23 protein-coding genes are annotated in these 22,820 nt (G+C 62.9%); 10 read left to right on the forward strand and 13 right to left on the reverse strand.

Going from position 1 to position 22,820, the window contains the following annotated elements; translation table 11 throughout:
* Positions 1-171: 171 nt before the first annotated feature.
* On the reverse strand, positions 172-1,011 hold the full coding sequence (locus tag ACEL92_RS00380; RefSeq protein ID WP_374023707.1) for a helix-turn-helix transcriptional regulator: 840 nt from the start codon (positions 1,009-1,011) through the stop codon (positions 172-174).
* Between the two features lie 156 nt (positions 1,012-1,167).
* On the opposite strand from ACEL92_RS00380, the gene ACEL92_RS00385 reads away from it, so the two are divergent.
* From ACEL92_RS00385 to ACEL92_RS00400, 4 genes are all read left to right on the forward strand, one after another.
* Complete coding sequence (locus ACEL92_RS00385; RefSeq protein WP_374023708.1) at positions 1,168-1,566, forward strand: PPOX class F420-dependent oxidoreductase; 399 nt, start codon at positions 1,168-1,170, stop codon at positions 1,564-1,566.
* 66 nt (positions 1,567-1,632) lie between these two features.
* Entirely contained in the window at positions 1,633-2,541 is a 909-nt protein-coding gene (locus ACEL92_RS00390) for an SDR family oxidoreductase (RefSeq protein WP_374023709.1), read from the forward strand.
* 97 nt (positions 2,542-2,638) lie between these two features.
* The gene (locus ACEL92_RS00395) at positions 2,639-3,037 is read left to right on the forward strand and encodes a YciI family protein (RefSeq protein ID WP_374023710.1); all 399 of its coding nucleotides are present in this window, start codon (positions 2,639-2,641) and stop codon (positions 3,035-3,037) included.
* A gap of 789 nt (positions 3,038-3,826) precedes the next feature.
* Positions 3,827-4,129, forward strand: a complete 303-nt coding sequence (locus ACEL92_RS00400) for a MarR family winged helix-turn-helix transcriptional regulator (protein ID WP_374023711.1) — start codon at positions 3,827-3,829, stop codon at positions 4,127-4,129.
* Positions 4,130-4,656: 527 nt separating this feature from the next.
* Here ACEL92_RS00400 and ACEL92_RS00405 read toward each other — a convergent pair.
* Together ACEL92_RS00405 and ACEL92_RS00410 are read right to left on the reverse strand one after the other, a co-directional pair.
* A complete protein-coding gene (locus ACEL92_RS00405; protein ID WP_374023712.1) occupies positions 4,657-5,484 on the reverse strand; it encodes a mycofactocin-coupled SDR family oxidoreductase in 828 nt (275 codons plus the stop codon).
* Between the two features lie 90 nt (positions 5,485-5,574).
* Positions 5,575-6,486 carry an LLM class flavin-dependent oxidoreductase gene (locus ACEL92_RS00410; RefSeq protein ID WP_374023713.1) on the reverse strand — a complete coding sequence of 304 codons (912 nt, stop codon included), beginning with the start codon at positions 6,484-6,486 and terminating at the stop codon, positions 5,575-5,577.
* 283 nt (positions 6,487-6,769) lie between these two features.
* On the opposite strand from ACEL92_RS00410, the gene ACEL92_RS00415 reads away from it, so the two are divergent.
* Complete coding sequence (locus ACEL92_RS00415) at positions 6,770-7,429, forward strand: TetR/AcrR family transcriptional regulator (protein ID WP_374023714.1); 660 nt, start codon at positions 6,770-6,772, stop codon at positions 7,427-7,429.
* Positions 7,430-7,493: 64 nt separating this feature from the next.
* On the opposite strand, the gene ACEL92_RS00420 is transcribed toward ACEL92_RS00415, so the two are convergent.
* From ACEL92_RS00420 to ACEL92_RS00455, 8 genes are all read right to left on the reverse strand, one after another.
* On the reverse strand, positions 7,494-8,342 hold the full coding sequence (locus ACEL92_RS00420; protein ID WP_374023715.1) for an amidohydrolase: 849 nt from the start codon (positions 8,340-8,342) through the stop codon (positions 7,494-7,496).
* Between the two features lie 72 nt (positions 8,343-8,414).
* Complete coding sequence (locus ACEL92_RS00425; protein ID WP_374023716.1) at positions 8,415-9,266, reverse strand: LLM class F420-dependent oxidoreductase; 852 nt, start codon at positions 9,264-9,266, stop codon at positions 8,415-8,417.
* Between the two features lie 8 nt (positions 9,267-9,274).
* The gene (locus ACEL92_RS00430) at positions 9,275-9,715 is read right to left on the reverse strand and encodes a hypothetical protein (protein WP_374023717.1); all 441 of its coding nucleotides are present in this window, start codon (positions 9,713-9,715) and stop codon (positions 9,275-9,277) included.
* A gap of 15 nt (positions 9,716-9,730) precedes the next feature.
* Positions 9,731-10,774, reverse strand: a complete 1,044-nt coding sequence (locus ACEL92_RS00435) for an aldo/keto reductase (RefSeq protein ID WP_374023718.1) — start codon at positions 10,772-10,774, stop codon at positions 9,731-9,733.
* A 53-nt stretch (positions 10,775-10,827) separates the two neighbouring features.
* The gene (locus ACEL92_RS00440) at positions 10,828-11,703 is read right to left on the reverse strand and encodes an LLM class F420-dependent oxidoreductase (protein WP_374023720.1); all 876 of its coding nucleotides are present in this window, start codon (positions 11,701-11,703) and stop codon (positions 10,828-10,830) included.
* A gap of 58 nt (positions 11,704-11,761) precedes the next feature.
* Positions 11,762-12,325, reverse strand: coding sequence for a sigma-70 family RNA polymerase sigma factor (locus ACEL92_RS00445; RefSeq protein ID WP_374023721.1), 564 nt, complete (start codon positions 12,323-12,325; stop codon positions 11,762-11,764).
* Positions 12,322-13,782 carry an MFS transporter gene (locus tag ACEL92_RS00450; RefSeq protein WP_374023722.1) on the reverse strand — a complete coding sequence of 487 codons (1,461 nt, stop codon included), beginning with the start codon at positions 13,780-13,782 and terminating at the stop codon, positions 12,322-12,324. The genes ACEL92_RS00445 and ACEL92_RS00450 overlap by 4 nt, the downstream gene beginning before the upstream one ends.
* Complete coding sequence (locus tag ACEL92_RS00455) at positions 13,782-14,219, reverse strand: MarR family winged helix-turn-helix transcriptional regulator (protein WP_374023723.1); 438 nt, start codon at positions 14,217-14,219, stop codon at positions 13,782-13,784. Before ACEL92_RS00455 ends, ACEL92_RS00450 begins: the two co-directional genes overlap by 1 nt.
* Positions 14,220-14,895: 676 nt before the next feature.
* Between ACEL92_RS00455 and ACEL92_RS00460 the strand changes: the two genes are divergently transcribed.
* Together ACEL92_RS00460 and ACEL92_RS00465 are read left to right on the forward strand one after the other, a co-directional pair.
* Positions 14,896-15,330 (forward strand): MmpS family transport accessory protein, encoded by a 435-nt coding sequence (locus ACEL92_RS00460; protein WP_374023724.1) that lies wholly within the window; start codon positions 14,896-14,898, stop codon positions 15,328-15,330.
* Positions 15,327-18,239 carry an RND family transporter gene (locus tag ACEL92_RS00465; RefSeq protein ID WP_374023725.1) on the forward strand — a complete coding sequence of 971 codons (2,913 nt, stop codon included), beginning with the start codon at positions 15,327-15,329 and terminating at the stop codon, positions 18,237-18,239. Before ACEL92_RS00460 ends, ACEL92_RS00465 begins: the two co-directional genes overlap by 4 nt.
* A 173-nt stretch (positions 18,240-18,412) precedes the next feature.
* Here ACEL92_RS00465 and ACEL92_RS00470 read toward each other — a convergent pair whose 3' ends face one another.
* On the reverse strand, positions 18,413-19,126 hold the full coding sequence (locus tag ACEL92_RS00470) for a TetR/AcrR family transcriptional regulator (protein ID WP_374023726.1): 714 nt from the start codon (positions 19,124-19,126) through the stop codon (positions 18,413-18,415).
* Positions 19,127-19,162: 36 nt separating this feature from the next.
* On the opposite strand from ACEL92_RS00470, the gene ACEL92_RS00475 reads away from it, so the two are divergent.
* The 3 genes from ACEL92_RS00475 (at position 19,163) to ACEL92_RS00485 (ending at position 22,208) form a co-directional block, all read left to right on the forward strand.
* Positions 19,163-20,290: an FAD-dependent oxidoreductase gene (locus ACEL92_RS00475; protein ID WP_374023727.1), complete on the forward strand. Its 1,128-nt coding sequence runs from the start codon at positions 19,163-19,165 to the stop codon at positions 20,288-20,290.
* 11 nt (positions 20,291-20,301) lie between these two features.
* Positions 20,302-21,519 carry a GDSL-type esterase/lipase family protein gene (locus ACEL92_RS00480; RefSeq protein ID WP_374023728.1) on the forward strand — a complete coding sequence of 406 codons (1,218 nt, stop codon included), beginning with the start codon at positions 20,302-20,304 and terminating at the stop codon, positions 21,517-21,519.
* Positions 21,520-21,686: 167 nt separating this feature from the next.
* Positions 21,687-22,208: a DUF4262 domain-containing protein gene (locus ACEL92_RS00485; RefSeq protein WP_374023729.1), complete on the forward strand. Its 522-nt coding sequence runs from the start codon at positions 21,687-21,689 to the stop codon at positions 22,206-22,208.
* 142 nt (positions 22,209-22,350) lie between these two features.
* On the opposite strand, the gene ACEL92_RS00490 is transcribed toward ACEL92_RS00485, so the two are convergent.
* Positions 22,351-22,815, reverse strand: a complete 465-nt coding sequence (locus tag ACEL92_RS00490) for a hypothetical protein (protein WP_374023730.1) — start codon at positions 22,813-22,815, stop codon at positions 22,351-22,353.
* Positions 22,816-22,820: the final 5 nt, after the last annotated feature.

The following is a 22,820-nucleotide window of genomic DNA, read 5'->3' on the forward strand; positions in this document are numbered from 1 at the left end:
AATCGGTGAAGCGGCGGTTCCTTCCGAGAGCGCAGCACCAGTTCGCGGCGTCGAAGGCTCGCGACACGTGCGAGACAAGAGATGTACCCACGAACTGGGAGAACGTGCTGCGGAATGGCGCCGGGCTGCTGTCTCGCTTCTCTACAAATGAGACGCTGAGCAGCGAGACATTCAGCTGTGTTGGAGAACCTGTCGCACCTTGGCGTCGTCCTCGGTGTCGGGCGGGGCGGTGAGGATGACTATTTTGTGCTCGGCGTCGCCGGTGGTGAGGATGTCGCAGTCGACGGAGATCTCGCCGGCTGCGGGGTGATCGATGATCTTGTGGTCCTCGACGTGTACGCCCACGATGCCTGATTCCCACAGAGCGGCGAAGCGTGGATTGCCCGCGGTGAGATGTCGGATCAGACTGGTCAATCGCGAACTGTGGGGGAAGCGTCCGGTGGCGCGCCGCAGATCGGACACGACGGCGATCTCGAGTGCTTCACGACCGGGCGTGCTGGCGGACCGGCACAGGCCTGGTCGGCTGCCATTGGTGGGAAAGGTGTCGCGGGCGAAGTTGCGCAATGGGGGCGGAGTCTCGGCCGGATCACCGACCAACGATGACCAGCTGTGGTTCCACCAAATCATCTGCCAGTCGGCGGCAAACACCCCGACCGCCACCTCGCTGAGTCGGCTCAGTACGCGCTTTACGCCGTTGGGTATCTCATCGGAGACTTCCTCGGGCCCCGGCGGGATGAGGTGGGCCAGTCGGTAGAGGTGGTCGCGTTCGGGTCCGTTGAGCTGCAACGCCCGTCCCAACGCGGCTACCACGGCTGGTGACGGGTGATCGGCGCGGCCCTGTTCGAGCCGGACGAGGTAGTCCACGGAGATGCCGGTCAGGCTGGCCAGTTCCTCGCGTCGCAGGCCCAACGCTCGGCGGGCACCGTCAGGGCTCAATCCCACCGCCGTGGGATCGAGGCGATCGCGCCATGCGCGCACGGTAGCGCCGAGTCCCAAATCGTTGCGCACCATCCCGCCATTGTGACGGGGAGCCACCCCCGACCGGGTGGTACTGCCGTTCCTACGGTCGATCCGGTCTCTGGTCAACGGCCTCGTTGGGGGGCAACGTTTCCTTCCGACGACACCGTCACTGACGATCACGACTCACCAAAAAGGGTAGGCACTGCCGTGACATTCACCCCCGACGAGGTCGCTTACATCAACTCCCAACACCTCGCGCGCATTGCCACCGTTTCCGGTGATGGGCAACCTGACGTCACCGCCGTGGTGTTCGACTTCGACGGCTTTAAATTCCACATTGGTGGGTTCAACCCGACCAACACCCGCCGGGCGCGCAATGTGCGCGACGGTAACGACAAGGTCGCCTTGATAATCGACGACCTCAAGACCGTCCAGCCGTGGACACCGCGGTACATCCGCATCTACGGCACCGCCGAACTCGTCGACCGTGATGGTCAGCAGATCCTCCAGATCACGCCCACGACCTCTTGGAGCATGAACCTGGCTGGTGAATGGTCCCCCGGCGGCACCGCTGGTCACCCCACCACCCATAAAACCGAGCACTAGGCAACTGCTGACCGTTCAACTCCTCGGGTGTTCTCACAACGTCTTCGATGAAAGGTAGATCGTCAGGTGAACAACGGAATCGCCCGTCCATCCGGACCGGTACTCGTCGTCGGCGCCACCGGACGGCTGGGCGGTCACGTGGTCACCAATCTTCTGGCACGCGGCAAGGAAGTGCGTGCCCTGGTGCGCCCCGGCAAGGACGTCACGAACCTGCAGCGGCGCGGAGTGCAGATCGCTCGCGGTGACATGCTCGATCCCGCATCGTTGCGCACGGCCATGGCCGACGTCAGCGCCGTGGTGTCCACTGCTGCGGGGTTTCCGCAGAGCGGCCGCAGCGCCCGGCGCATCGATGGCGAAGGCAACATCAACCTCGTCGACGCAGCCCGTGAGGTCGGGGTGCCGAAGTTCGTGCTCACCAGCATTCTGTCGTGCGACCGCACCCCCGGGGTCCCGCACTTCTGGGCCAAGAAACTCGCTGAAGACCGATTGGAGGAACTGGGTGTCCCGTTCGTGGCGCTGCGACCGGGTGCTCTCGTCGACAGTGTGATGACCAACGGCGGCAACGCCTTTGAATCCGGTCGCATCATGTGGCTGGGTAAGACTCATGTGCCGCTGACCTTCGTGCTGACCACCGACCTGGCGATCTACCTCGCCGAAGCTGTCGACGCCGACACGGCCGACGCCGAGCGCGTCGACATTGGCTGGGATCGGCCTGTTGACATAACAGAGATTGCGACGCTCCTCAGCAGCGCCATGACTAGGTCGATGCGCGTCATGGCCATTCCGTCACCCATCACCCGCGTCGCCGGCCGGCTCCTGGGCCCGTTCTCACCGACCATTGAGGACATGGCGGCAATGTTCGCCTGGATGGACACCGGTAACTACGTGGCCGATACCACCCGCCAACACGACCTGTTCGGCGAACCGCCCACCGCCGAAGACGCCATCCAACGTTTGGCCAGCGACAGCAGTTAATTCCAGCCGACCAAACACCCTGGGCCATATGCGCCTGAACCGACAACGGCGTCATCAGAGCGGCCTACTAAGTCCCACCCAAGTCAGGATGAACGCGATGGCATCGGACTCAACACCCCAACCGCAATCCCCAGGGCAAGAGCATTCCTCGCCACCAACACAGGACTACTGGGTTGCGGTGTGCACCCCGGAGCACACCGCCAGCGACGACGACATTGCCGAGATGCTGCCCACCCACCTGCAATGGGTTCGATCCGTGGAGGACAGTAATCAACTCTTCCTGGCCGGGCCTCTGCTGAGTGGCCCCGGAGTACGACGCGGCTCGGGAATCATGATCTTCCGCGCCGACGACGAATCCGCGGCCCTCGACATCGCCAACCAAGACCCCTTCAAGACGTCCGGGCTCCGCACCTTCGTGCTCTATCACTGGCAACCCAACGAAGGCAGCCTTTCCCTACGCCTCACGCTGAGCAACCACCGCTACGACTGGCGCTGACAACCACCGCCTTCGTGCATTTCAACTGCGCCGAAGTGTCGTGGTTCCATCACTGTGAACGCGTTCGCAATCATTTTCGGCGACCGATTCCCGGCAGCCGAAACTTACTAATGGAAACCGCCGGAAACACCGATAACGAGACGGTCCCCCTTCGCGATCGCGCCGGCGTCCAGGGAGCGTTTGGTCGCAGATTTGCTTCATGGTGGTGTCGGAGAGCGCCTGCTTGCCGGTGAACCGTTGCCCAGCGTCCGCCGCGCCACTGAGCGACTCCGCGCGATCTCGTCGGGGCATTGTTTGTAGCCGTCAGCGTAAGGAATACCTAGGCAGCTGTGCGGGAATCGCGTCGCACGTCGACTCCAGCTGCGGCTGGGCCGCCGATTTCGAGGCGTTCCCGCGGTCGGTTACCCGCGGTACTTGATGAGTTCGTCGGGCCGCCCCCTGCCATCGGTCCAGCTGATGTACTCGCTCTGGTCGTGGGTGCAGAACATCTGCATTTCTTCCGAATGTGCCAACCGCAGTTCGCGTAGTTTGCCTAGCGTGCTGACCCGTTCAGCGAAGTCGGTTTGAAACGCGATCTCCAACGGCAGTCCGGGGCGTGGGCCAGGAAGTTCATCCTGTGGTCGAAGTAGGCGTCGCCGGCGTGCAGTGACCATTTGCCATACTCGCGGTAGGCGACTCCGCAGCGTCCCGGCGGTGTGCCCGTGCAGCGGAACGAGTTTCGCGTCGAACCCCACCGCAAGGTCCAGGGTGCGGGCGGGCAGGCTGCGCCGACCACTTCTGCACGCCACCGTGAACGGTGACCTGAGTCCGGCCCAGATCACTGCGATGGCACGCATCTCAAAGCACGGACCGACCACCACTGCTGAGCTGGCCGCCGCTGAGCGTGTGCGGCCGCAGGCCATCACCTCAATCGTCACCACCTTGGTCGAGCGAGGGCTTGTCGAACGGCATGCCGACACCAGTGACGGGCGCCGAAAACTGTTGGTGTTAACACCTGCTGGGAGAGACCGGGTCGGGGGCGATGGCGCGCCGGCATGCAGTGGCTGGTCGACGGGCTGCAGCAGAGCTGCACCGAATTCGAACGCCAAATGATCATCCAGTCAACGGGCGTACTGGACAAGCTGATGGCTAACAGTGATCAACAGGACGGTTAATGATGGACCTGGCAGTTCACTGCATCAACTGCACGACCCAGGAAATGGGGCCTTCCGACCGCGACGCCGACGTGCACCGGCTGTAAGGCTCAACCAACGTGGCTTGGCGCCTTGGTTTCGCCGGGCATTCACCATCGTTGGCAGGCCGCAGGGTGACCGTCGTGGCTTGCAGAGCGGACTTACCTGTCCGTGGTTCCGCGCGCGGTAATGCACTTGCCTTGCGTGATCGCTTGCGTAGTCGCCGCAGCCTGCTTGGTGAACTTGGTCTTGTCAGTGACCGCCACCGGTGTTTGCGCGAAATGCCCTGCAGCGAACAGTATTCGCCCTTAAATTGTTTTGCGCTGCCATAGTCGTGGCAGATGCCGGCACCATGCACTCGGCTGCGACGTCAAATCGGCGCGCCGTCGGTCCGCCTGCCTGATCAAGTCCCGGCAGGCGGAACGACGGACCGGCGTTGGTCGCGTCCTAGAGCCGCTTGAGATTGGCGCCGGCGTCTACGGGCAGGGTGACGCCGGTGATGAAGCGCCCTTCGTCGGAGGCCAGAAAAATTGCTGCGTTGGCGATGTCCTCGGGTTGGACGTATGGCACGGGCAGTAGATGGACGCGCTTGGCTGCCTGCTCGAAGTCTTCGAGGGTCGGGTTTTCTAGGTCGGGCCGGAAATGTTTGAAGGCTTCGTCATTGATGAGCATTGGCGTCACCACATTGGACGGGTGGATCGTGTTGACGCGGATGTTGTGCTTGCCGTGTTCAATAGCCAGCACGCGCATGAGCCCGATCAGGCCGGTTTTGGCGGAGCAGTAGCTCGCGCCGGTCGGCATGCCGTTGAGGCCGGCGAAGGAACTGATGATGGAGATTGAGCCGCCGCCTGAGGCGATGAGATGCGGTATCGCTGCTTTGCAGGTTTTCCACTGGCCCGTCAGGTTGATGTCGATCATATCTTGCCAGTACTGCTCGCTCAATTCGGTCGCCGGGCCGCCGCTGGAAATGCCGGCATTGCAGACGACCACATCGAGACGGCCAAATCTGTCGACGCCGTCGTTCAGTGCTGCAGATATGCCTTCGTAGTCACGAATATCGACTTGACTCCAGCAGATCCGTCGGCCGAGTGTCTCGACTCTTTTCACTGTTTCGTCAAAGTCGGTGAGTGTCGCACCGACGTTGGGGCCGACGGTCGTGCACGCGTCGATCGCGATGATCTCGGCACCTTCTTGGGCCATCCGTACGGCATGGGCGCGACCTTGTCCGCGCGCTGCCCCGGTGATGAAGGCGACTTTTCCTTCGAGTCGTTGCATGGCTGTACCTCTAGTTCTTCCTTGGCGGTGCCGTGTTCGGTCGCAGACGCCGGGGATTCGGCGTCTGGGTGTTGTTATCGATTCAGGCGATCAGTGACGCGAAATTGCTTCCCGCACAGCCGGAACAACGTCGTCGGTCCATCGCTGCAGAGTCGTGTCGTCGAGTTCTGTGCCACCTGGTGGAACCAGATAGTTGAACCCTCTGGCGCCGCACTCGAGCGCAGCGAAGGTAAGTTCTTCGACCCATTGGCTCACTCCGCCTCCACTCCAGCGGCCACCTTCGCGGCGAGTGTGGGGCGGCGGGACTGGCAGGCGAGTGATGTGTCCTGCCACGTTGTAGATGGTGCCCACGTCGCTGGGGTTTCTGCCGACAGAGGCAGCGGCCTGATCGATCAGGGGCCGGGACTCGGTGACCAATGTGCTTCGCCAGTCGGCGGCGTGGGGCGGAATCCACCCGTCAGCGTGGCGGCCGGTGACCTCCAGCCCTCGGCGACCGCCTGACCCTACCCAGATGGGTGGCGTCGGTCCGGTGGTCGGTGCGAGGTCGTAGACCTGGTAGAACTCACCGTCGAAGGTCACGGGGTCGCCTCCGCCGGTGAGGGCTTTGGTCAGGGTTATCGCCTCTTCGAGGGCTCTGATTCGGGCACCGGGCGGTAACCGTGGTAGACCGAGAGCGACGATTTCGTCCCAATTTCCGCCCGCACCCACGACCAGCACCGCACGTTGTCCAGAAAGCAAAGATAGGCCGGCGATGGTACGAGCGAGGATGGGCGCCGGTCGGCTGAGCAGGTTAGTGCAAATCACGGCTCCGCCAATGGTTCTGGTAGCACCTAAAACGAATCCTATTGTGGCGTAGGCGTCTACACGGTCGGCGAAATACGGGTGATCACCGATGCTGACAAAGTCCAGACCGGCGTCGTCAGCGGCGTGCGCATGACGAAGCATGCTGGCGACCTGTTGGTCGCCGCTTTCGAGGCCCAATCCGAAGAGCACTTTCCTCATTAACGAACACTGTACGTTACAAACAGCGTTCGTCAAGATATGGTCTTGTCGGTTGTCTGCATTGGAGCGGCGTGTGGTGGCGCACGTCAGGAGGGGTGCCGCACCGATCCTCTCAGTGAGGCGCGCGTAGTGGTTGCGCCCGCATTAAGCAGGCTTTAACGACCGTCGGGCCGGTAAGCTGTGTGCTCTCATGTGTGCACTCGAGCCCCCGCCAGCCAGGCGTCCCAGGGCTCGTCGCCGCTCGGTTCGCGATCGGCCGGCGAAGGCTCTGCTGGGCGTTGATGTGGTCGTCGACGCCGCGCTGTCGATCTTGCGATCAGAGGGGCCCGAGGCGATCACGATGCGGCGGGTGGCAACGGCACTCGAGACCGGTGCCGCTTCGCTGTACGTCTATGTCTCTGGGCGTGAGGACCTGTTGGAGCTGATGTTGGATCGCGTCATTTCCACGGTTGAACTCGAAGTCCCGGATCCTGGTCGTTGGCGCGAGCAACTCGTAGCACTGCTCGAACGCCTGCATCGAGCACTTAAGGCCCATCGTGGTATTGCGGCAATGACTTTGGCTGATTCACCGACGACCGCAGCGGTCCTGGACTTGATCGAAAACTTGATGGGAATCCTTCTCGCTGGCGGACTCCAGCCTCAAGACGCCGCATGGGGGTGCGACCTATTGATCTCGCTGGTGACCGCCACCGCCCGCGAAGACGACGTACGACATCCCCATGATGCGACCGCCGTCGGTAGCCGCGGCGACGATTTGTTCGCGACTTTTCAAGGCCTGCCCGAGAGCCGATTTCCCCTTCTTGTCGCCCATGCTGCACAGATGGTGGCCGGTGACGGACAGGAGCGGTTTCGCTTCGCGATCGACGTGGCAATCGATGGCATGCTTGCCCGTGCGCGGCCAGGCCCGTCCCGAGCAGGCCGGCAGCGAACGCGGCACAACTGAGATTCGCGATTGGCGCGAACTCCACAACGCGAGCGACGTCGTCGCAGAAGCCGCAGCCGCCACACTAGGAATTAATGGATAGCGTCGATTCAAATGGGTGCCATTTCAACAGGCTTCGAGCTGTGCGGCCAAGGATCCATGTTTTTTCTTCCGCCGACAGTAATGGGCAATGACGAATGGCGAATAGGCTTTCGCCCCAGTTGGCTCGTCGACGGCTCGCGGTGTAGTCGCTGGCCCACATGACGCGCTCGGGTCCGAAAGCATCGACCGCTCGACGCAGTTTGTGGTCTAGATCGGGGAAAGGGTAGGGCGTATTTGAGAGGAAGGACGGAGCGTGCGCCCATTTGTAGGCGACATTGGGATAGCGCGCCATCGCCATCGCGTCGTCGATGGTGGCCTCCCCAGGTGGTGCGTCGAATGCCGCTCCGCAGTGGTCGATGACGAACTGGATGTCGGGAAAGCGTGCGGCGTATTGCGCTAGATGCGACACCCGGTTTGGGCAGGTGACGAAGATCGGAATGTTATGCGGGCGTGCGGCTTCGAGGAGCCGGTCGTGGCCGCCGGACTCGAACAGCGCGCCTTGGGCCGGGTTGATGACGAGAGTGCGCAGTGCCTTGAAGCCAGGCGCGGCGCTCAGAGTGTCGATCCAGCACTCGATGCCGGGGTCTAATGGGTCGACTCGCATGAGAAACGCGAAACGCTCGGGATAGCGCAGCGCGGCCGCCTCGGCGTTGGGTCCGACATTGCGAAAGGCACGGTTGGCCAGCCGATAGCCAGGGTGCAGTGCCCCGTCCTCGGTCGCCTCCGCGCATTCGTCGTACAGCAGCCCCTGGATGCCCAGCGCATCCATGATCGCGAGCGTGGGCTCGGTGCCCAGCAGATTGGCGTGCACCTGGGTGTCGACGATGTCCATAATTTCTTCCGGTTCCCGCCCGGGCGGGCGGTGGGCTAATTTTGCTTGCGTGCAGCGCTTTTCACGCTCGGCCTATTCGAGCAATCCAGATTCTCGGATCGCCTCGGCGAGGGGCTCTAAGACGGCTGGATCATGCGGCGGCAACAGGTACACGACCGCGAGCTCGAGCCCTTCGGCCGCCATGGCCACCACCTGGTCGAGGACCTGCCCGTAGTTGCGGTCGCTATCGAGCAGAAAGTGTGCGCATAGTGTGATCTCTTTCGGGTCGCGTCCGATGTCTGCGCAGTGGGCGGCCAGCACGTCGCGCTTGTGCGCAAAATCCGCCGGTGTCCCGTTGCCGAAGTCCCAGCGCTGTGCGTAGCGGGCGGTGAGGCGCAGCGTACGTTTCTCCCCCTTACCGCCGATCAAAATCGGCGGATGCGGCAGCTGCGGCCCCTTGGGCTCGTTGCGGGCGGCTGCGAGCTGGTAGTAGCGGCCGGCAAAGTTCGTGGTATCGCGGCTCAAGAGACTGATCAGAACCTGGCAGGCCTCGTCGAATCGGTCCAAACGTTGCTTGATGCTGCCCAATTCGATGCCGTAGGCATTGGACTCCTCCTCGTTCCAACCCGCGCCGATCCCAAGCTCTAGCCGTCCGCCCGAAATGATGTCGAGAGCGGCGGCCATGTTGGCCAGGACCGCGGGGTGGCGGTAGTGCATGCCGGTCACCATCGTGCCCAACCGCAGCCGGTTAGTGGCCTGGGCCAGTGCGGTCAGGGTGGTCCATCCCTCCAGGCATGGGCCGCTGGAGTCACCGCCGAAGATGGGGTAGAAGTGGTCGAAGGTGAATCCGGATTCGAAGACGTCGATGTCGTCGGCCGCTTTCCACACGGCCAGCATCTGTGGCCAGGTGGTGTTTTGCGGTGATGTTTTGAACGCAAATCGCATGGCTGACCTCAGCTCTTCGCTTGGCGAGATGATTGTTGGTGAACGTCTTGATACCTGGCGGCGCGTTGTGGCGTGTGAATACGCAGGTTGACCCATCCGAGCAGGCCGATCCACAGCAGGGGCAGCGCGGCGCCGGGCAGGAAGTGTCGGGTTGGGAGGATTCCGTTGGCCGCGTAGATCAGGCTGGCGACTAGATCCACACATTGAATACCCAGCATGGTGGTGAGCCAAAGGCGGTAGCGCGGTGGATTTTTGGCGGCAGCGAACATCCCGATTCCGTATCCGATGAATCGGGCACCGGCCGTAGCTAGCACGAAGCCCACCCAGGGAGGGGCGGCGGCCGTTACACCCAGCATTGCGCCGACGGCACTCGGGACGGCTAAATATATCGCCCCGCAAATGATTTGGATGACCCCGATGACGATGAGTAGAGAGCGTTCGATCCGCATGTGGTCCGCCTTGACCTAAGCGGCGCTGTTGGGCGTTAGGGCCCGTACCCGTTGCAATTCGGGCGCATCGACCGGCAGGCCTTGGTTGTCGTAACGGGGGGTATACGGCCGCTCCAATTGATCGATTTCATCGCCGGTCAGCGTGATGTCAAGGGAGGCGATGGCGTCGTCAATGTGCGCGGTGGTGTTCGCGCCGACGATGGGGGCGGCGACCACCGGGTTGTGCCGCAGCCAGGCCAAGGCGATGCTCGCGCGGGACACGCCATGGGCGGTGGCCACGTCACCGACGGCGTCGATGATGGCCCGGTCGGCTTCGGCGGTCTGATCGCTGTAGAAGAGGTCGAGCCCCGGATCAGACTCCGAACGCGTGGTCACCGTCTTCTCCCACGGGCGGGCAAGCCGGCCGCGTGCTAATGGGCTCCACACCATGGTGCCCACGCCCTCGTCGGCGCACAAGGGCAGCATCTCGCGTTCCTCCTCGCGGGCGAGCAAGTTGTACTGGTCTTGCATGGTGATGAACGGGGCCCAACCGTGGTGCCGTTGTAAGTGCAGGGCTTTGGCGAATTCGAAGGCACGCATCGAAGACGCCCCGAGGTAGCGTGCTTTGCCGGCCTTCACTACGTCATGGAGCGCTTCGAGCGTCTCTTCGATCGGAGTGTGAACGTCGAGGCGGTGGATCATGTAGATGTCGACGTAGTCGGTGCCCAGCCGGCGCAGGCTGTGGTCGATCTCGGTCAGGATTGCCTTTCGAGACAGTCCGTGTCCGTTCGGCCCGGGACGCATCGGTGAGCACACCTTGGTGCAGATGACGATATCGTCGCGGTCGGCGAAGTCGTTGAGGGCCCGACCTAAGATCTCCTCGCTGCTGCCCAGCGAGTACCCATTGGCGGTGTCAAAAAAGTTGACGCCTGCGTCGATCGCGTGCTTGATGAGCGGCCTGCTGGTTTCCTCGTCCAGTGACCAGACGGGATACCCGCGGTCGGGCTGGCCGTAGGTCATTGCGCCGATGGCGATCGGGGATACGTCTAAGCCGGTGGTTCCAAGCTTTATGTAGCGCATGGGGATTCCTGTTCGCGGGGTTCGGGTCGTAGGATGCGCGAGTCCGCGCCTGATCAGCCCAGCAACGCCAGTTTGGGGATGACCTCGTCGCCGAGGCGGGCGACGAACCCGATCGGGTCGGGATTACCAGGCAGCGCAGCAATATTGATCAATTCAATGCCCGCCTCGGCGAAGCCCTGCATGGCGCTCATAAACGAGGTGGGTTCGCCGAACGGATCGAACTGTGGACCGATCATCAGGGTCTTGCGGATCTCGCCGGGGTCTCGTCCGACCTCGACGCAATGCCGTTGCAGGACTTCGACTTTGTGTTTCACTTCATCAGGTGTCGCGGCGTTGCTGTTCCACACGTCGGCGTGCTGGGCGACCAGGCGCAGTGTCTTTTTCTCGCCGTCGCCGCCGATCAAGATCGGCGGTCGCCGAATTGGCTGCGGCTGACAGATCGTTTCGGCCAACTGGTAGTGCTGGCCCACATAGGGGCCGTCAATGTCACTCCACATCTGGGTGCAGATCTGAAGTGTCTCTTCGAGCATTTCGAATCGTCGGTGTAGCGGCGGGTAGGGGACACCGAGTGCCAGGTGCTCGCGTTCGTACCACGCTGCGCCGAGGCCGAGCATGGATCGTCCTTGAGACAACACATCCAGGGTGCTGACGATCTTGGCGAGAAGACCCGGATAGCGGTAGGTCACGCCCGTCACCAGTAAGCCCAAGGTGATCTTTTCGGTCTGTCCGGCAAGGAAACCCAACGACGTGTACCCCTCCAAGAAAGGATCCTGCGCCTGCCCGATGGCCTCCATCTGAAAGAAGTGGTCGGCCAGCGTGAACATCTTCGCGCCGGCTTGTTCGGCAAGCTTGGCCGAGGCTGCCATCGTGGGCCCAAGCTTGTCGGGAGCACCCGGCAAGAAGTCGATGAAGTGAACGCCCAGTTCCATGAATTCGTTGTCCTTTCGTACGTGGTTGTCAAATGCCGCGGAACCGCACCGACGTGCGTTAACTCGGTAGGCCCTGTGGCAATAGCGTCCGCAGGCGGCGTCGCCCCCGATGTAGTCTCGACATCACCGTTCCCGCCGGGCTTTTGGTCAGCTCCGCGATCTGCTTGAGGGGTAGGCCCTCCACGTCGGCGTAGTAGACGACGGTGCGAAACGTCTGCGGCAACGCGCGCATCGCGCACGCGAGATCGGCATTGGCCAGCGCGTCAAGGGCTTCGTCCTCGGCTGCCCGCACGTGGCATGACCCCGGCCGGGCATCCATGTTCTGTTCGGTGAGCGGCACCGCGGGCTTACGCAGCTGGCGTCGGTAGCTGGAGATGTAGCTGTTGGTTTGGATCCGGTACAGCCAGGCCCGGATGTTCGTTGCCGGCTGAAACGTGTGAAAGCTGTTGAACGCTTTGAGCATCGTGTCCTGCAACAGGTCCTCGGCATCGGCGGGGTTGCGCGTCAACCGCATGGCGTGTGAATGCAAGGCGGGCATCAGCGCGACCACGTCGCTCTCGAATCGACGCGCCGTTACCGCGGGGTCGGCGGTACCCGGGGGACAAGGATCCGCAGGCGTCATCGCTCACCCACCTCGCCGGTAGTTTGGCTAGGCGCCAAGGGTGTTTGCGGCTGGCTATCCGGCCGGAACACTTGTCGCAGGCGGAGTCCGGTGATCATGGGGTCGGTAGCCACAACGCTCAGGCCGAGCAGGCTGGCTCCGACCAGGACCCAGGCAATCACGTGCAGGCCCTGGTCGCCGACGCCGGCGTGGAAAGCCACCGAGATGAGTGCTGCTGACGCGATCGAGCCGACGTAGCCACACGATCGCAACAGACCCGACGCCGTCGCGATCTGATCAGCGCTTACCTGCGTGTACAGGGCGGTCTGATTGGCACTCGCCATCGCGCCCATGGCCACCCCAAAAACAAGGGTGATCAACACGATCCACGACGTCCTAGTTGCGGCGGTCAACAACAACACCCCGATCGATCCGGCCAAACAGCAGACGGCGACGGCGATCAGCGGTGCGCGGACGAGGTTGCGTGCCGCGACCGGCTGCGCAACGACCGCGGCCAGGGCCGTCATCGGCAACAGAAGCAAACCCGACGTGCTGGCAGAAAAGCCGCGGCCGGCCTCCAGCCATTGAGTCAATCCGTAGAACACGGCGTAGATACACATCGTGGTGATCGCCAACCGCAAGTAGGTGCGGGCCAATCCGTTGTGGGCGGCCAACATACGAAGGTCGATAAACGGAGTGCGCACCCGCAACTCCCAGAAGACCAGAGCTGCGCCGACCACTACGGACAGAACCAATGCGGTCCACCGTGGATGCGGCAACGAGAGAAGGAACATGAGAAGCGCTCCCAACGCGCCGCCGAAGCCGACGATCCCGACCAGGTCGAGTTCGGCAAGTGTTCGCCGAAATGTTCTGCGCTCTCGGCTATTCGGGTCGGCGGGAAGCCAGATCAGTGCCATCATCAGGGCCACCAAACCGACGGGAAGATTAATCACGAAGGTAGCCCGCCACCCTAACGCGTCGACCAGTACGCCGCCGATCGGAAGCCCCGCAGCCGCGGTCACCGACCCGGCAATCACCAAGCCGCCCAGCACGGGCCCCGGCGGCGCCTCCAAACGGGCCTGCACGGCACGTCGACGGATGAGAAGCATCGCCGAGGGATAGGCACACGAGGTCCCGACACCGATCAACACCCGACCCACCACCAGCGCAGGCAGGCTGGCGGCCACACCGCCCACCAGACCACCCGCTAGCAGCGCGACAACGCCGATCACAAGTACCCGGCGCGGCCCGAACTCCTCGGCCAGTGCACCCGCGGTCGGCTGCCCAATCGCTGTCGCCAGGTACAGCACCGAAATCAACACCGAGGCTTGACCCGCCGAGCAGCCGACCGCGGCAGCGATCGGGACGATTGCAGTCGCGATTACCGAGCTGTTGATGGGATTCAGAGCTGCGCACACAAACAGCGGCGCGCAAAAACGCCACCCGAATCGACCGGGATCCATGTCGGCATCTGCCATCAGACGCGGTCACCGAATCGTTCGAGTAACGGCGCCGCCTGTGCAAGGGTCTGCAACTCTTCGGCGGTGAACTCCTCGGCGAGGACCTTTGCAAACTGACGAGTCCGCGCGTCGCGTCTGTGGCGCACCATGTCGACACCCGATGCCGTCAGCGACATGATCACGCGCCGACCGTCGCCCGGGTCGGATTGCCGCTGCACCAAACCGCGCGACTCCAGGCCGGCCAGCGTGACCCCCATGGCCTGCGGGCTGATCTGTTCGGCCCGCGCCAACTCCGCCGCCGAAGCAGGACCGCCACGATTCAGCCTCGCCAGGGCCGCGCGTTCAGGCAACGTCAACTCACCGGGCGCCTGCGGTTGCCTAGTCCGGCGAGCGATCAGAGCGATCCCGCGAAGTAAGGCCGCGCCCAGCTCGTCCACGTCGAGGCTCTCATCCATATCGCCAACCTAGGTTGCCAACTTGGGTTTGTCAATTTAGGTTGTTTAGTTGCTGCCGGGTGAAGCCGATGCCAGCGAAACGGAGCGCGGTCAGTGGCCGTGTTTGTCCGCGCTGGAGTCGAGCTCCCGTGCGTGAGATTGCCGCCGAGGCAGGCGTGGGAATGGGCAACTGACGAGCGCTTAGCACTCGGCCTAATATTGCGGCGCCGCAATGGATCCCGCCGAGGCCGTGCTAGGCGTCGGCTAGGACGAGAAGGTCACTTGCGCCTGGGCTGAGTCCGCAGCCATGCTGTTTTGTCAGATCCGCGAAAGGGAAAGTGCTCGGCGGACAAGGGCGTGAGATCGTCACCTCCAGTGCCGGGCAGGCAGGAAAGTGGAGCCGCTGTCACACCTTAATCTCGGGTCGGCTGGGTTGCCGTCGGATCCTCCATACGAATACGATTGGCTCACAACATCTTCGGACGCACTGTTCGAATCTGTCATTCGATGGGATTTGGGTCGTAGCAGCGCATCCCGTGCGGGTGCGGCGCTTGCACTCTCGGTGACGACGAGCATCCGGCGCTCTGTAGCTAGGCGGACTCATTGTTGATGCGGTACAGTTCCCCCGTGGTGCAAGCGGAACTCGAGTTCTGTCTGTCGGTAGCGCCGGCACGACAAGGGGAGGGTGTGCGCGGGAATGTTGCGATTGATGAAGAGGGCGTGGATTCCGCTCCTGTTGGTCGTCGTTGTGGCACTCGGCGCTTACGCGGTGGTCCGGATTCGCGACACGATCGGTTCGCACACGACGGCGAGTAACGCCGATGCCAATTCAGCACTGACCAAGCCCTTCAATCCCAAGCACATCGTGTACGAGGTCACCGGCGCCGGCGGGACGGTCAACGTGGACTACCTCGACGAAAACGGTCAACCGCACCGCGTCGACGCGGTGCCGTTGCCATGGTCCTTCGAGATCGTCACGACCCTGCCGTCGATGTCGGCCAACATCGTCGCGCAGGCGGATTCGGGCCGGTCGGATCTGCGCTGCCGCGTCGTCGTCGACGGCCAAACCCGTGATGACCGCAGCACGCACGATTACAACCCCTTCGTCTACTGCTTGGTGAAATCCGTATGAGCGATTCACATATCGCGCCGTCAAACATGCACCGTCCGCGCTTCGCCCATCTGGTGCGAATCTTCGCGGTGCCTATCATCCTGGGTTGGGTGTTCGTCGCGGTAGCGCTGACAGTGGTGACTCCGTCGCTGGACGACGTCGCGGACAAGCATTCGGTGTCCTTGGCGCCACATGACTCGCTGGCCTTCCAGGGCATGATGAAAATCGGGTCCAAATTCCAGCAGTTTGACTCGGACTCGAGTGCGATGGTTGTGCTCGTCGGCAACGACAAGCTGGGCGACAGCGCCCATGATTACTACAACAAGATCGTCGCTAAACTGGTCGCCGACAAGTCCCACGTCGAGAATGTCCAGGACTTCTGGAGCGATCCGCTTACGGCGGCAGGCTCGCAGAGCGCCGATGGCAAGGCGGCTTATGTGCAGCTGTTCCTCCGGGGCGCCCAAGGCACCACGCCCAGCCACGAGTCGGTGCAGGCGGTCCGTGACATCGTCGCCTCGGTTCCTGCCCCGCAGGGCGTTCAGGCCTACGTGGCGGGCAACACCGTGCTCAACGCTGACACGAGCGTGGCCGGACACAAGAGCATGGCCTTGATGGCACTGGTGTCAATCGGCGTGATCCTGGTGATGCTGCTGGTCATCTACAGGTCAATCCTCACGACCATCCTGGCCCTTCTGATCGTGGGTATTGAACTCTTTGCCGCACAGGGTATTACAGGAACGGCGGGCAACCTGAACATCATTGGTTTGACGCCGTACGCGGTCAGTATGGTGACCATGCTGTCGATCGCGGCGGGCACCGATTACGTCATCTTCTTCGTGGGTCGATATCAGGAGGCGCGTTCGTTCGGGGAAGACAGGGTGAATGCCTTTTATACGGCTTACCACAGTGTCTCTCACGTCATCCTCGGGTCGGGCCTGACGATTGCCGGTGCGTGTCTGTGCCTTCGGTTTACCACGCTGCCGTACTTCCAGAGCATGGCTTTGCCCTGCGCGATCTCATTGGTCGTAATCGTGGCAGCGGCACTGACTTTGGCGCCCGCCGTGGTGGTGGTCGCGTCCAAGATCGGTCTGATGGATTCCAAGCGTGCGCTCTCGACCCGCAGTTGGCGCAAGGTGGGTACCGCCGTCACACGCTGGCCCGTGCCGATAATCGTGGCCACGTCGATGATTGCGATCATCGGATTCGTCAGCCTGTTGACCTACGTGCCGCGTTATAACGACGAGAATTTCACGCCAAAGAACATGCCGGCCAATGTCGCCATGGCGCAGGCTGAACGCCACTTCTCCCAGGCTCGCATGAACCCCGAGCTGCTCATGCTCGAGGCTGACCATGACCTGCGCAACCCCGCCGACATGCTCGTCATCGACCGCGTCGCCAAGAGCGTTTTTCATCTGCACGGCATCGAACGGGTACAGACCATTACCCGCCCGCTCGGTGCGCCCATCGAACACAGCTCCATCCCGTTCCAGATCGCGATGCAGAACTCAGGCACGTTGCAGACAGCCAAGATCCAGAACGACAACACCGCGCAGATGCTCGAGCAAGCCGACGAAATGGGCAAGACGATCGCCAACATGGAGCGCATGTACGGCTACATGCAGCAACTGGACTCGGTGACCCACGACATGACCCGTCAGACCCACGAGATCCAAGAGACCACCGACGAACTGCGCAACGAAATCGCTGACTTCGACGACTTCTTCCGTCCGCTGCGCAGCTATTTCTACTGGGAACGGCACTGCTATGACATTCCGATCTGCTGGTCGTTGCGGTCGATTTTCGACGCACTCGATGGCATCGACAAGCTGGCCGACCAATTCCAAACGCTGACGGGCAGCCTCGATCGACTCGACGCGCTGATGCCCAAGCTGCTGTCGACACTGCCGCCCACCATCGACTCGATGAAGCGCATGCGCGACTTCATGCTCTCCACCCACAGCACGATGTCCGGCATCCAGGCCCATCAGCAAGAACTGGCCGAAGGCTCGACGATGATGGGCAACTATTTCGACGAGGCCAAAAACGACGACTCGTTCTACCTGCCACCTGAGGTCTTCAAAAACCCGGATTTCATCCGTGGTCTCAAGATGTTCGTCTCGCCGGACGGTAAGGCGGTGCGCATCATCATCACCCATCAGGGCGACCCCGCCTCCGTCGAGGGCATCGACCACGTCACCGGTATCCGGGATACGGTCGCCGACGCCGTCAAGGGCACTCCGCTGGAGAACGCCACGGTGTCGCTCGCAGGAACCGCCTCGCTGTATGCCGACATGCAGAACGGCGTCAAGGTCGACCTCACAATCGCGTGCATCGCGTCGATGATCCTGATTTTCGGCATCATGTTGCTCATCACGCGCAGCGTTATCGCCGCCTTGGTAATCGTCGGCACGGTCGCCGCATCGCTAGGTACCGCGTGCGGCTTATCGGTGCTGCTGTGGCAGGACGTGCTCGGACTCGGTGTGCAGTGGATCGTGATCCCGCTATCGGTCGTCATCCTCTTGGCAGTCGGGTCCGACTACAACCTGCTGGTGGTGTCGCGGCTTCGCGAAGAGATCCACGCGGGGTTGAACACCGGCATCATCCGCGGCATGGGGGCAACCGGGCGCGTTGTCACCGCGGCTGGCCTGGTGTTCGCGTTCACTATGATGTCGATGATCGTGTCGGACCTTCGAGTGGTAGGCCAGCTGGGCATGACCATCGGGATCGGCTTGCTGGTGGACACGTTGATCGTGCGATCGTTCATGACACCGTCCATTGCCGCGGCGCTGGGCCGCTGGTTCTGGTGGCCGCTCAACGTCTACCAGATCGTTGACCGGACCGCCGGTCGACGAAGTGGCACAGACACGGTCGAGCCCGAGGCGAACACCGCGCCTATCCCGCAAGGCCAGAGGCTGGGAAGTCCGACATAACGACTTAGCGGGTACGGCATCACCGTGCGAAAACTATTGACCGAAAACGGTTCCTGCTACCGGGCACATACATTCACCGAGGCCCGGGGCACCATCGAACATCGCCGGACCAGGCGACGCTCGGTCGACGAGTGTGCCCGACGTAGCCGATCGGTAGCGGTCGTCACCTCCGCCTACTGGAGTGTTTCGATGCCGGTGAGGATCAAGTCGATGCCGGCGAGGTATAGCTTGCGGTCATCGTGCTCGGCGAGCTGCATTGCCTGCTGATGCACGAACGGGTAGTCCGCTGCGTCATGCTCCCGCGTCCATTGGGTGGCGACGCTCGCGAGGAATGCCGACCGGTCGGTCTCGCGTAGGTGCAGCCGGGCGCCCGCGGCGTATTGTGCGGCAAGGCCGACGATGTAGCTCATGAGCGTGGTCGCGGAGTTGAACTGCGCATGTTCGGGCGTCCCGAGTGCCTGCAGCTGTCGGCCGATGCCTTCGAAGAGGTGCAGCATTGCCGACTGCCACGGCTCGCGGGCGAGCTGGGTGCCCACCCAGGGGTGGGCATTGAGTGCGTCGAACACACCGAGGGCGATGGCGCGGATAGCCTCCCGCGGTTCCGTGTGGTCGAGTCCCGCGGTCACTGCGTGGGCAATGACCAGGTCGGCGGCCGCGGCGAGTAGATCATCTTTATTGGCGACGTGCCAGTAGATGGCGCCGGCGCCGGTTCCCAGGCGGGCCGTGAGCGCGCGGAAGGTCAGAGCGTTCTCACCTTCGGTGTCGAGGATCTCGATCGCGACCGTGACAATCCGCTCTTTGGAGAGCGCGTCGGTCCGTTGTCCACGTCGCCGGCCCCTAGGCACCATGGGTATCAGTTTGACACAACTGGAACCGTGTTCCACCATGCAATGGAACATAGTTCCGGTTGGGGAGGTATGAAGATGACGGCGCCCGTTACGATCGTCGGCGCGGGCCTCGGCGGTCTCACCCTGGCTCGCGTCCTGCATGTGCACGGTATCCCTGCCACGGTCTATGAGGCGGAGCCCTCAGCGGACGCCCGCACGCAGGGCGGCCACCTCGACATCCACGAGCACGACGGGCAGGTCGCGCTCGAAGCGGCGGACCTCACCGATGAGTTCCGCGCGATCATCCATCAGGGCGCCCAGGCGTCGCGGGTGCTCGATCAGCACGGCACGGTCCTACTCGAGGAGCCTGATGACGGCACCGGTGGGCGCCCCGAAGTGTTCCGGGGTGACCTGCGACGGATCTTGCTCGACTCGCTGCCCGATGGGACGGTCCGGTGGGGACACAAAGTCATCGACATCGGTCCCGTTGGCGACGGCCGATATGCCCTGACCTTCGCGGACGGATCTACCGCCGCCGCCGCCGTCCTCGTCGGCGCCGACGGCACCTGGTCGAAGGTTCGGCCCCTGCTGTCGGCTGCCGAGCCGCAGTACGTCGGCACCACCTATATCGAGACTTATCTGCACGACCCCGACACCCGGCACTCCGCGACCGCTTCATTGGTCGGTGACGGCGCGATGTATGCGCTCGCCCCAGGGCGCGCGATCGTTGCACATCGAGAACCCGACGCCCTTCACACCTACGCGCAAGTGCGCTGTCCGGCGGAGTGGACCGGCAGCATCGACTTCACCGACACCAGCACCGCAATGGCGCGGGTCGTCTCGGAGTTCGACGGATGGGTGCCGGAGCTCACGGCGCTGATCACCGACGCGGACACCCCGCTGGTTCCCCGCGCGATCTTCGCACTCCCTCAAGGGCACCGCTGGGACCGCGTACCCGGAGTGACCCTGATCGGTGATGCCGCGCACGTGATGGTGCCCTCTGGCGATGGCGCGAACATGGCGATGGTCGACGGCGCCCAACTCGGGCAGGCGATGGCGGCGCACCCCAATGATGTCGAAGCGGCGTTCACCGCATACGAGCAAGCACTGTTCCCGCGCTGCGCTCAGGCCGCCAAGGCCGCGGAAGAAATCGTGGACCTCATGCTCGGCGATCGCGCACCCTTCGGCCTCGCCGAGTTCTTCACCAATGCGGGGCGGGAATGAGGCAAGCCCCCGTGAGTACGCATGAGACCGACGACAGCGTGACTTGGCAGCCGACGTGGACCCAGGCCATGACGGATTTCCGCGGTGAAGAGGACGAGCCGCCCTTTGCCTGTGTCACCGTCCGCATGACGGTGCCCGCGAGCATCGGCGGCAGCTGTGTTCGGTTCGAGTTGAGCAATCGCTTTGGGGACGAGTCGGTTCGGATCGGACGGGCCGGGATCGGGGTTGGCGGCCAGTTCTTCGAGACCACCTTCGACGGACAGCACTGGACGGAGATTCCAGCCGGCGACGCGCGGTGGACCGATCCGATCGAGCTGACCGTCAGCCACGGAGACGACGTTGTTGTCGATTTGTACCTGCCCGAGCCGACGCCCTACACCTCAGCGAACGGATTCGCATTCGACCGATCACTGCCGGGCGACTTTGTCGGATCACCCAACTTTCCGCTGGAAGGATCAACGCCGCCGGAGGCCGATGAATCGGGGCAGTCATCCGAGCTCGATCGGACCGGCTGGTCTCTGCCTGCCGGAGGCCCGTTCCTGCGCACCATCGAGGTTGCCGCAGCCAAGGGGAAGGCGGTGGTCGTCTGCCTCGGAGCCTCCAGCACCGCCATGGGGTGGCCGCAGTACACCGCAGCCCTTCTTCCCGCCGATGCCAGGGTCGCCGTCGTCAACCGCGGCATCGCCGGCAATCGGATCCTCCTCGACGCACCGCCGCACACCCCGTCGTGGGGCCGATCCGGGTTGTCCCGATTCGACGACGACGTGCTCGCAACCCACGGCGTCACCCACGTGGTCATCGCCTACAACAGCAATGACTGGGGCCTTCCCGGCAGAACCACGTCGCTGGACGAGATGCCGACACTTGATCAACTGATCGCCGGTTACCGGGAGCTCATCAATCGCGCCCAGATGGCAGGGCTCACCGTAATTCTCGCCACCGTCACACCATTGGACCCGGAGCTCGCAATAGACCCACGCCGAGAAGGCTTCCGCCTCGCAGTCAACGACTGGATCCGAACCGCGGGCCATGAGTTCGTGGACTTCGACGCAGCAATCCGTTCCGAAACCGAGCCGTCACGCCTCGACCACAAGTATGCGGCCCCCGACCGCGCGCACCCCAACCTCAACGGACAGAAACGCCTCGCTCAAACGATGGTCGATGCTTTCGCCCGCATGCAACTCGAGGAGCAATCAGCGAGGTGGGCTGAGTGGCCATCGAACCGCTAGAGATCGTGGGAAGCGTACCCTCCCCGCGGCCACTCCCAGACCACGCCAGCCGGTCAGCGATAAACCGTCATGGTGACGAAATACCCTGCGCCGGGTGGGCTCCCAGGTCCAGTGTCAAGGCGCGTCTCGATAATGAGCGGATCGTTCGGGGACTTGTCGGAGGGTGCGTGCATGCTGATAAGCAACCACTACGAAAGGCAGCTGCGATGTGCTGGCAATGCGACAATCCAAGCGGCACAACCGAGGATTACCTGGACGTACTGCGCGCAACGATCCGCGATCACGGTTGGGCGGTTCAGTACGTCGAGAGCGAAAAACGACCCTTCGCCTACACCGTCGGGTTACACAGTCGGGGCCTACCCGAACTGTTGATAACGGGGCTGCCCGCTGAAACGAGCTGTCGCGTGCTCAATTCCATTGCTCACTCGATCGTCGAAGACGATACGGTGCTCGCACCGGCGATGCATATCGACTATCAGGGCAGATTTCTTGTCGAAGTGATCGAGGTCGAGCATCCGGATGTCCACTTGAAGTTCGCGGTCGGGCTCTTGGGCCCACGTGTCCGTGCCCTGCAATTGGTGTGGTCTGACAACAGGGGCCGTTGGCCTTGGGATGCGGGGTGGGGGCATGGCCGTCGTCGGCAGCCGGTCCTCGGCGTCCGTGCGGACCGCCCAGGCGCGGCCGCCTAAACTCTTCCCCGCTTTGGCCCGCTGGCGACGGCATCCGATTCGAGTCGGTTATGCCGGCCGGATCTGCTGGCCGAGCGGGAGGTCGCGGAACTCAGAATCGAAGTCTGACCGAGTTCGGATCGATCTGGATCAGTTCTGTCAGCTACGGCGTGGTCAACACGTCGGGAGACTCATGCGCGGCTGTATCTGCCTGTCGTAGACGCCCTTTCAGCTGCACGACCCTGACCAGCTGCGCGGTCATATTGGTGGCTCCGATCGCGGGCAGCCCCCCGATGAACGTTCGAATCGATGGTGTGCCGCCGTGCAGCTGCTGCAAACAGCCGAACACATAAAAGCATGCCATCGCGAAAAGGGTCGCGGGTATCGCATAGGCGAGCGGGGAGCTGCAATCGGCGACAATTTCGCGCGCGTAATCGATTTCGTCCTGCGACATGGGTTCGCGCTTCCGGAGTTTAGCCAGCACCCTCTTGTGGGCGCCAACTGTCTCACCCAACGCAGCGGGGTGTCGATCCTCCAGCCGCCTGATGAACAGGTACGCGCAACCGGCAAACGTAAGTCCGAGCGCAGCAGCGATTATCGTGAGCAGGGTATACAAACCGAAAACCATTGTCA

It is taken from the genome of Mycobacterium hainanense (assembly GCF_041890355.1).
GTDB lineage: Bacteria > Actinomycetota > Actinomycetes > Mycobacteriales > Mycobacteriaceae > Mycobacterium > Mycobacterium hainanense.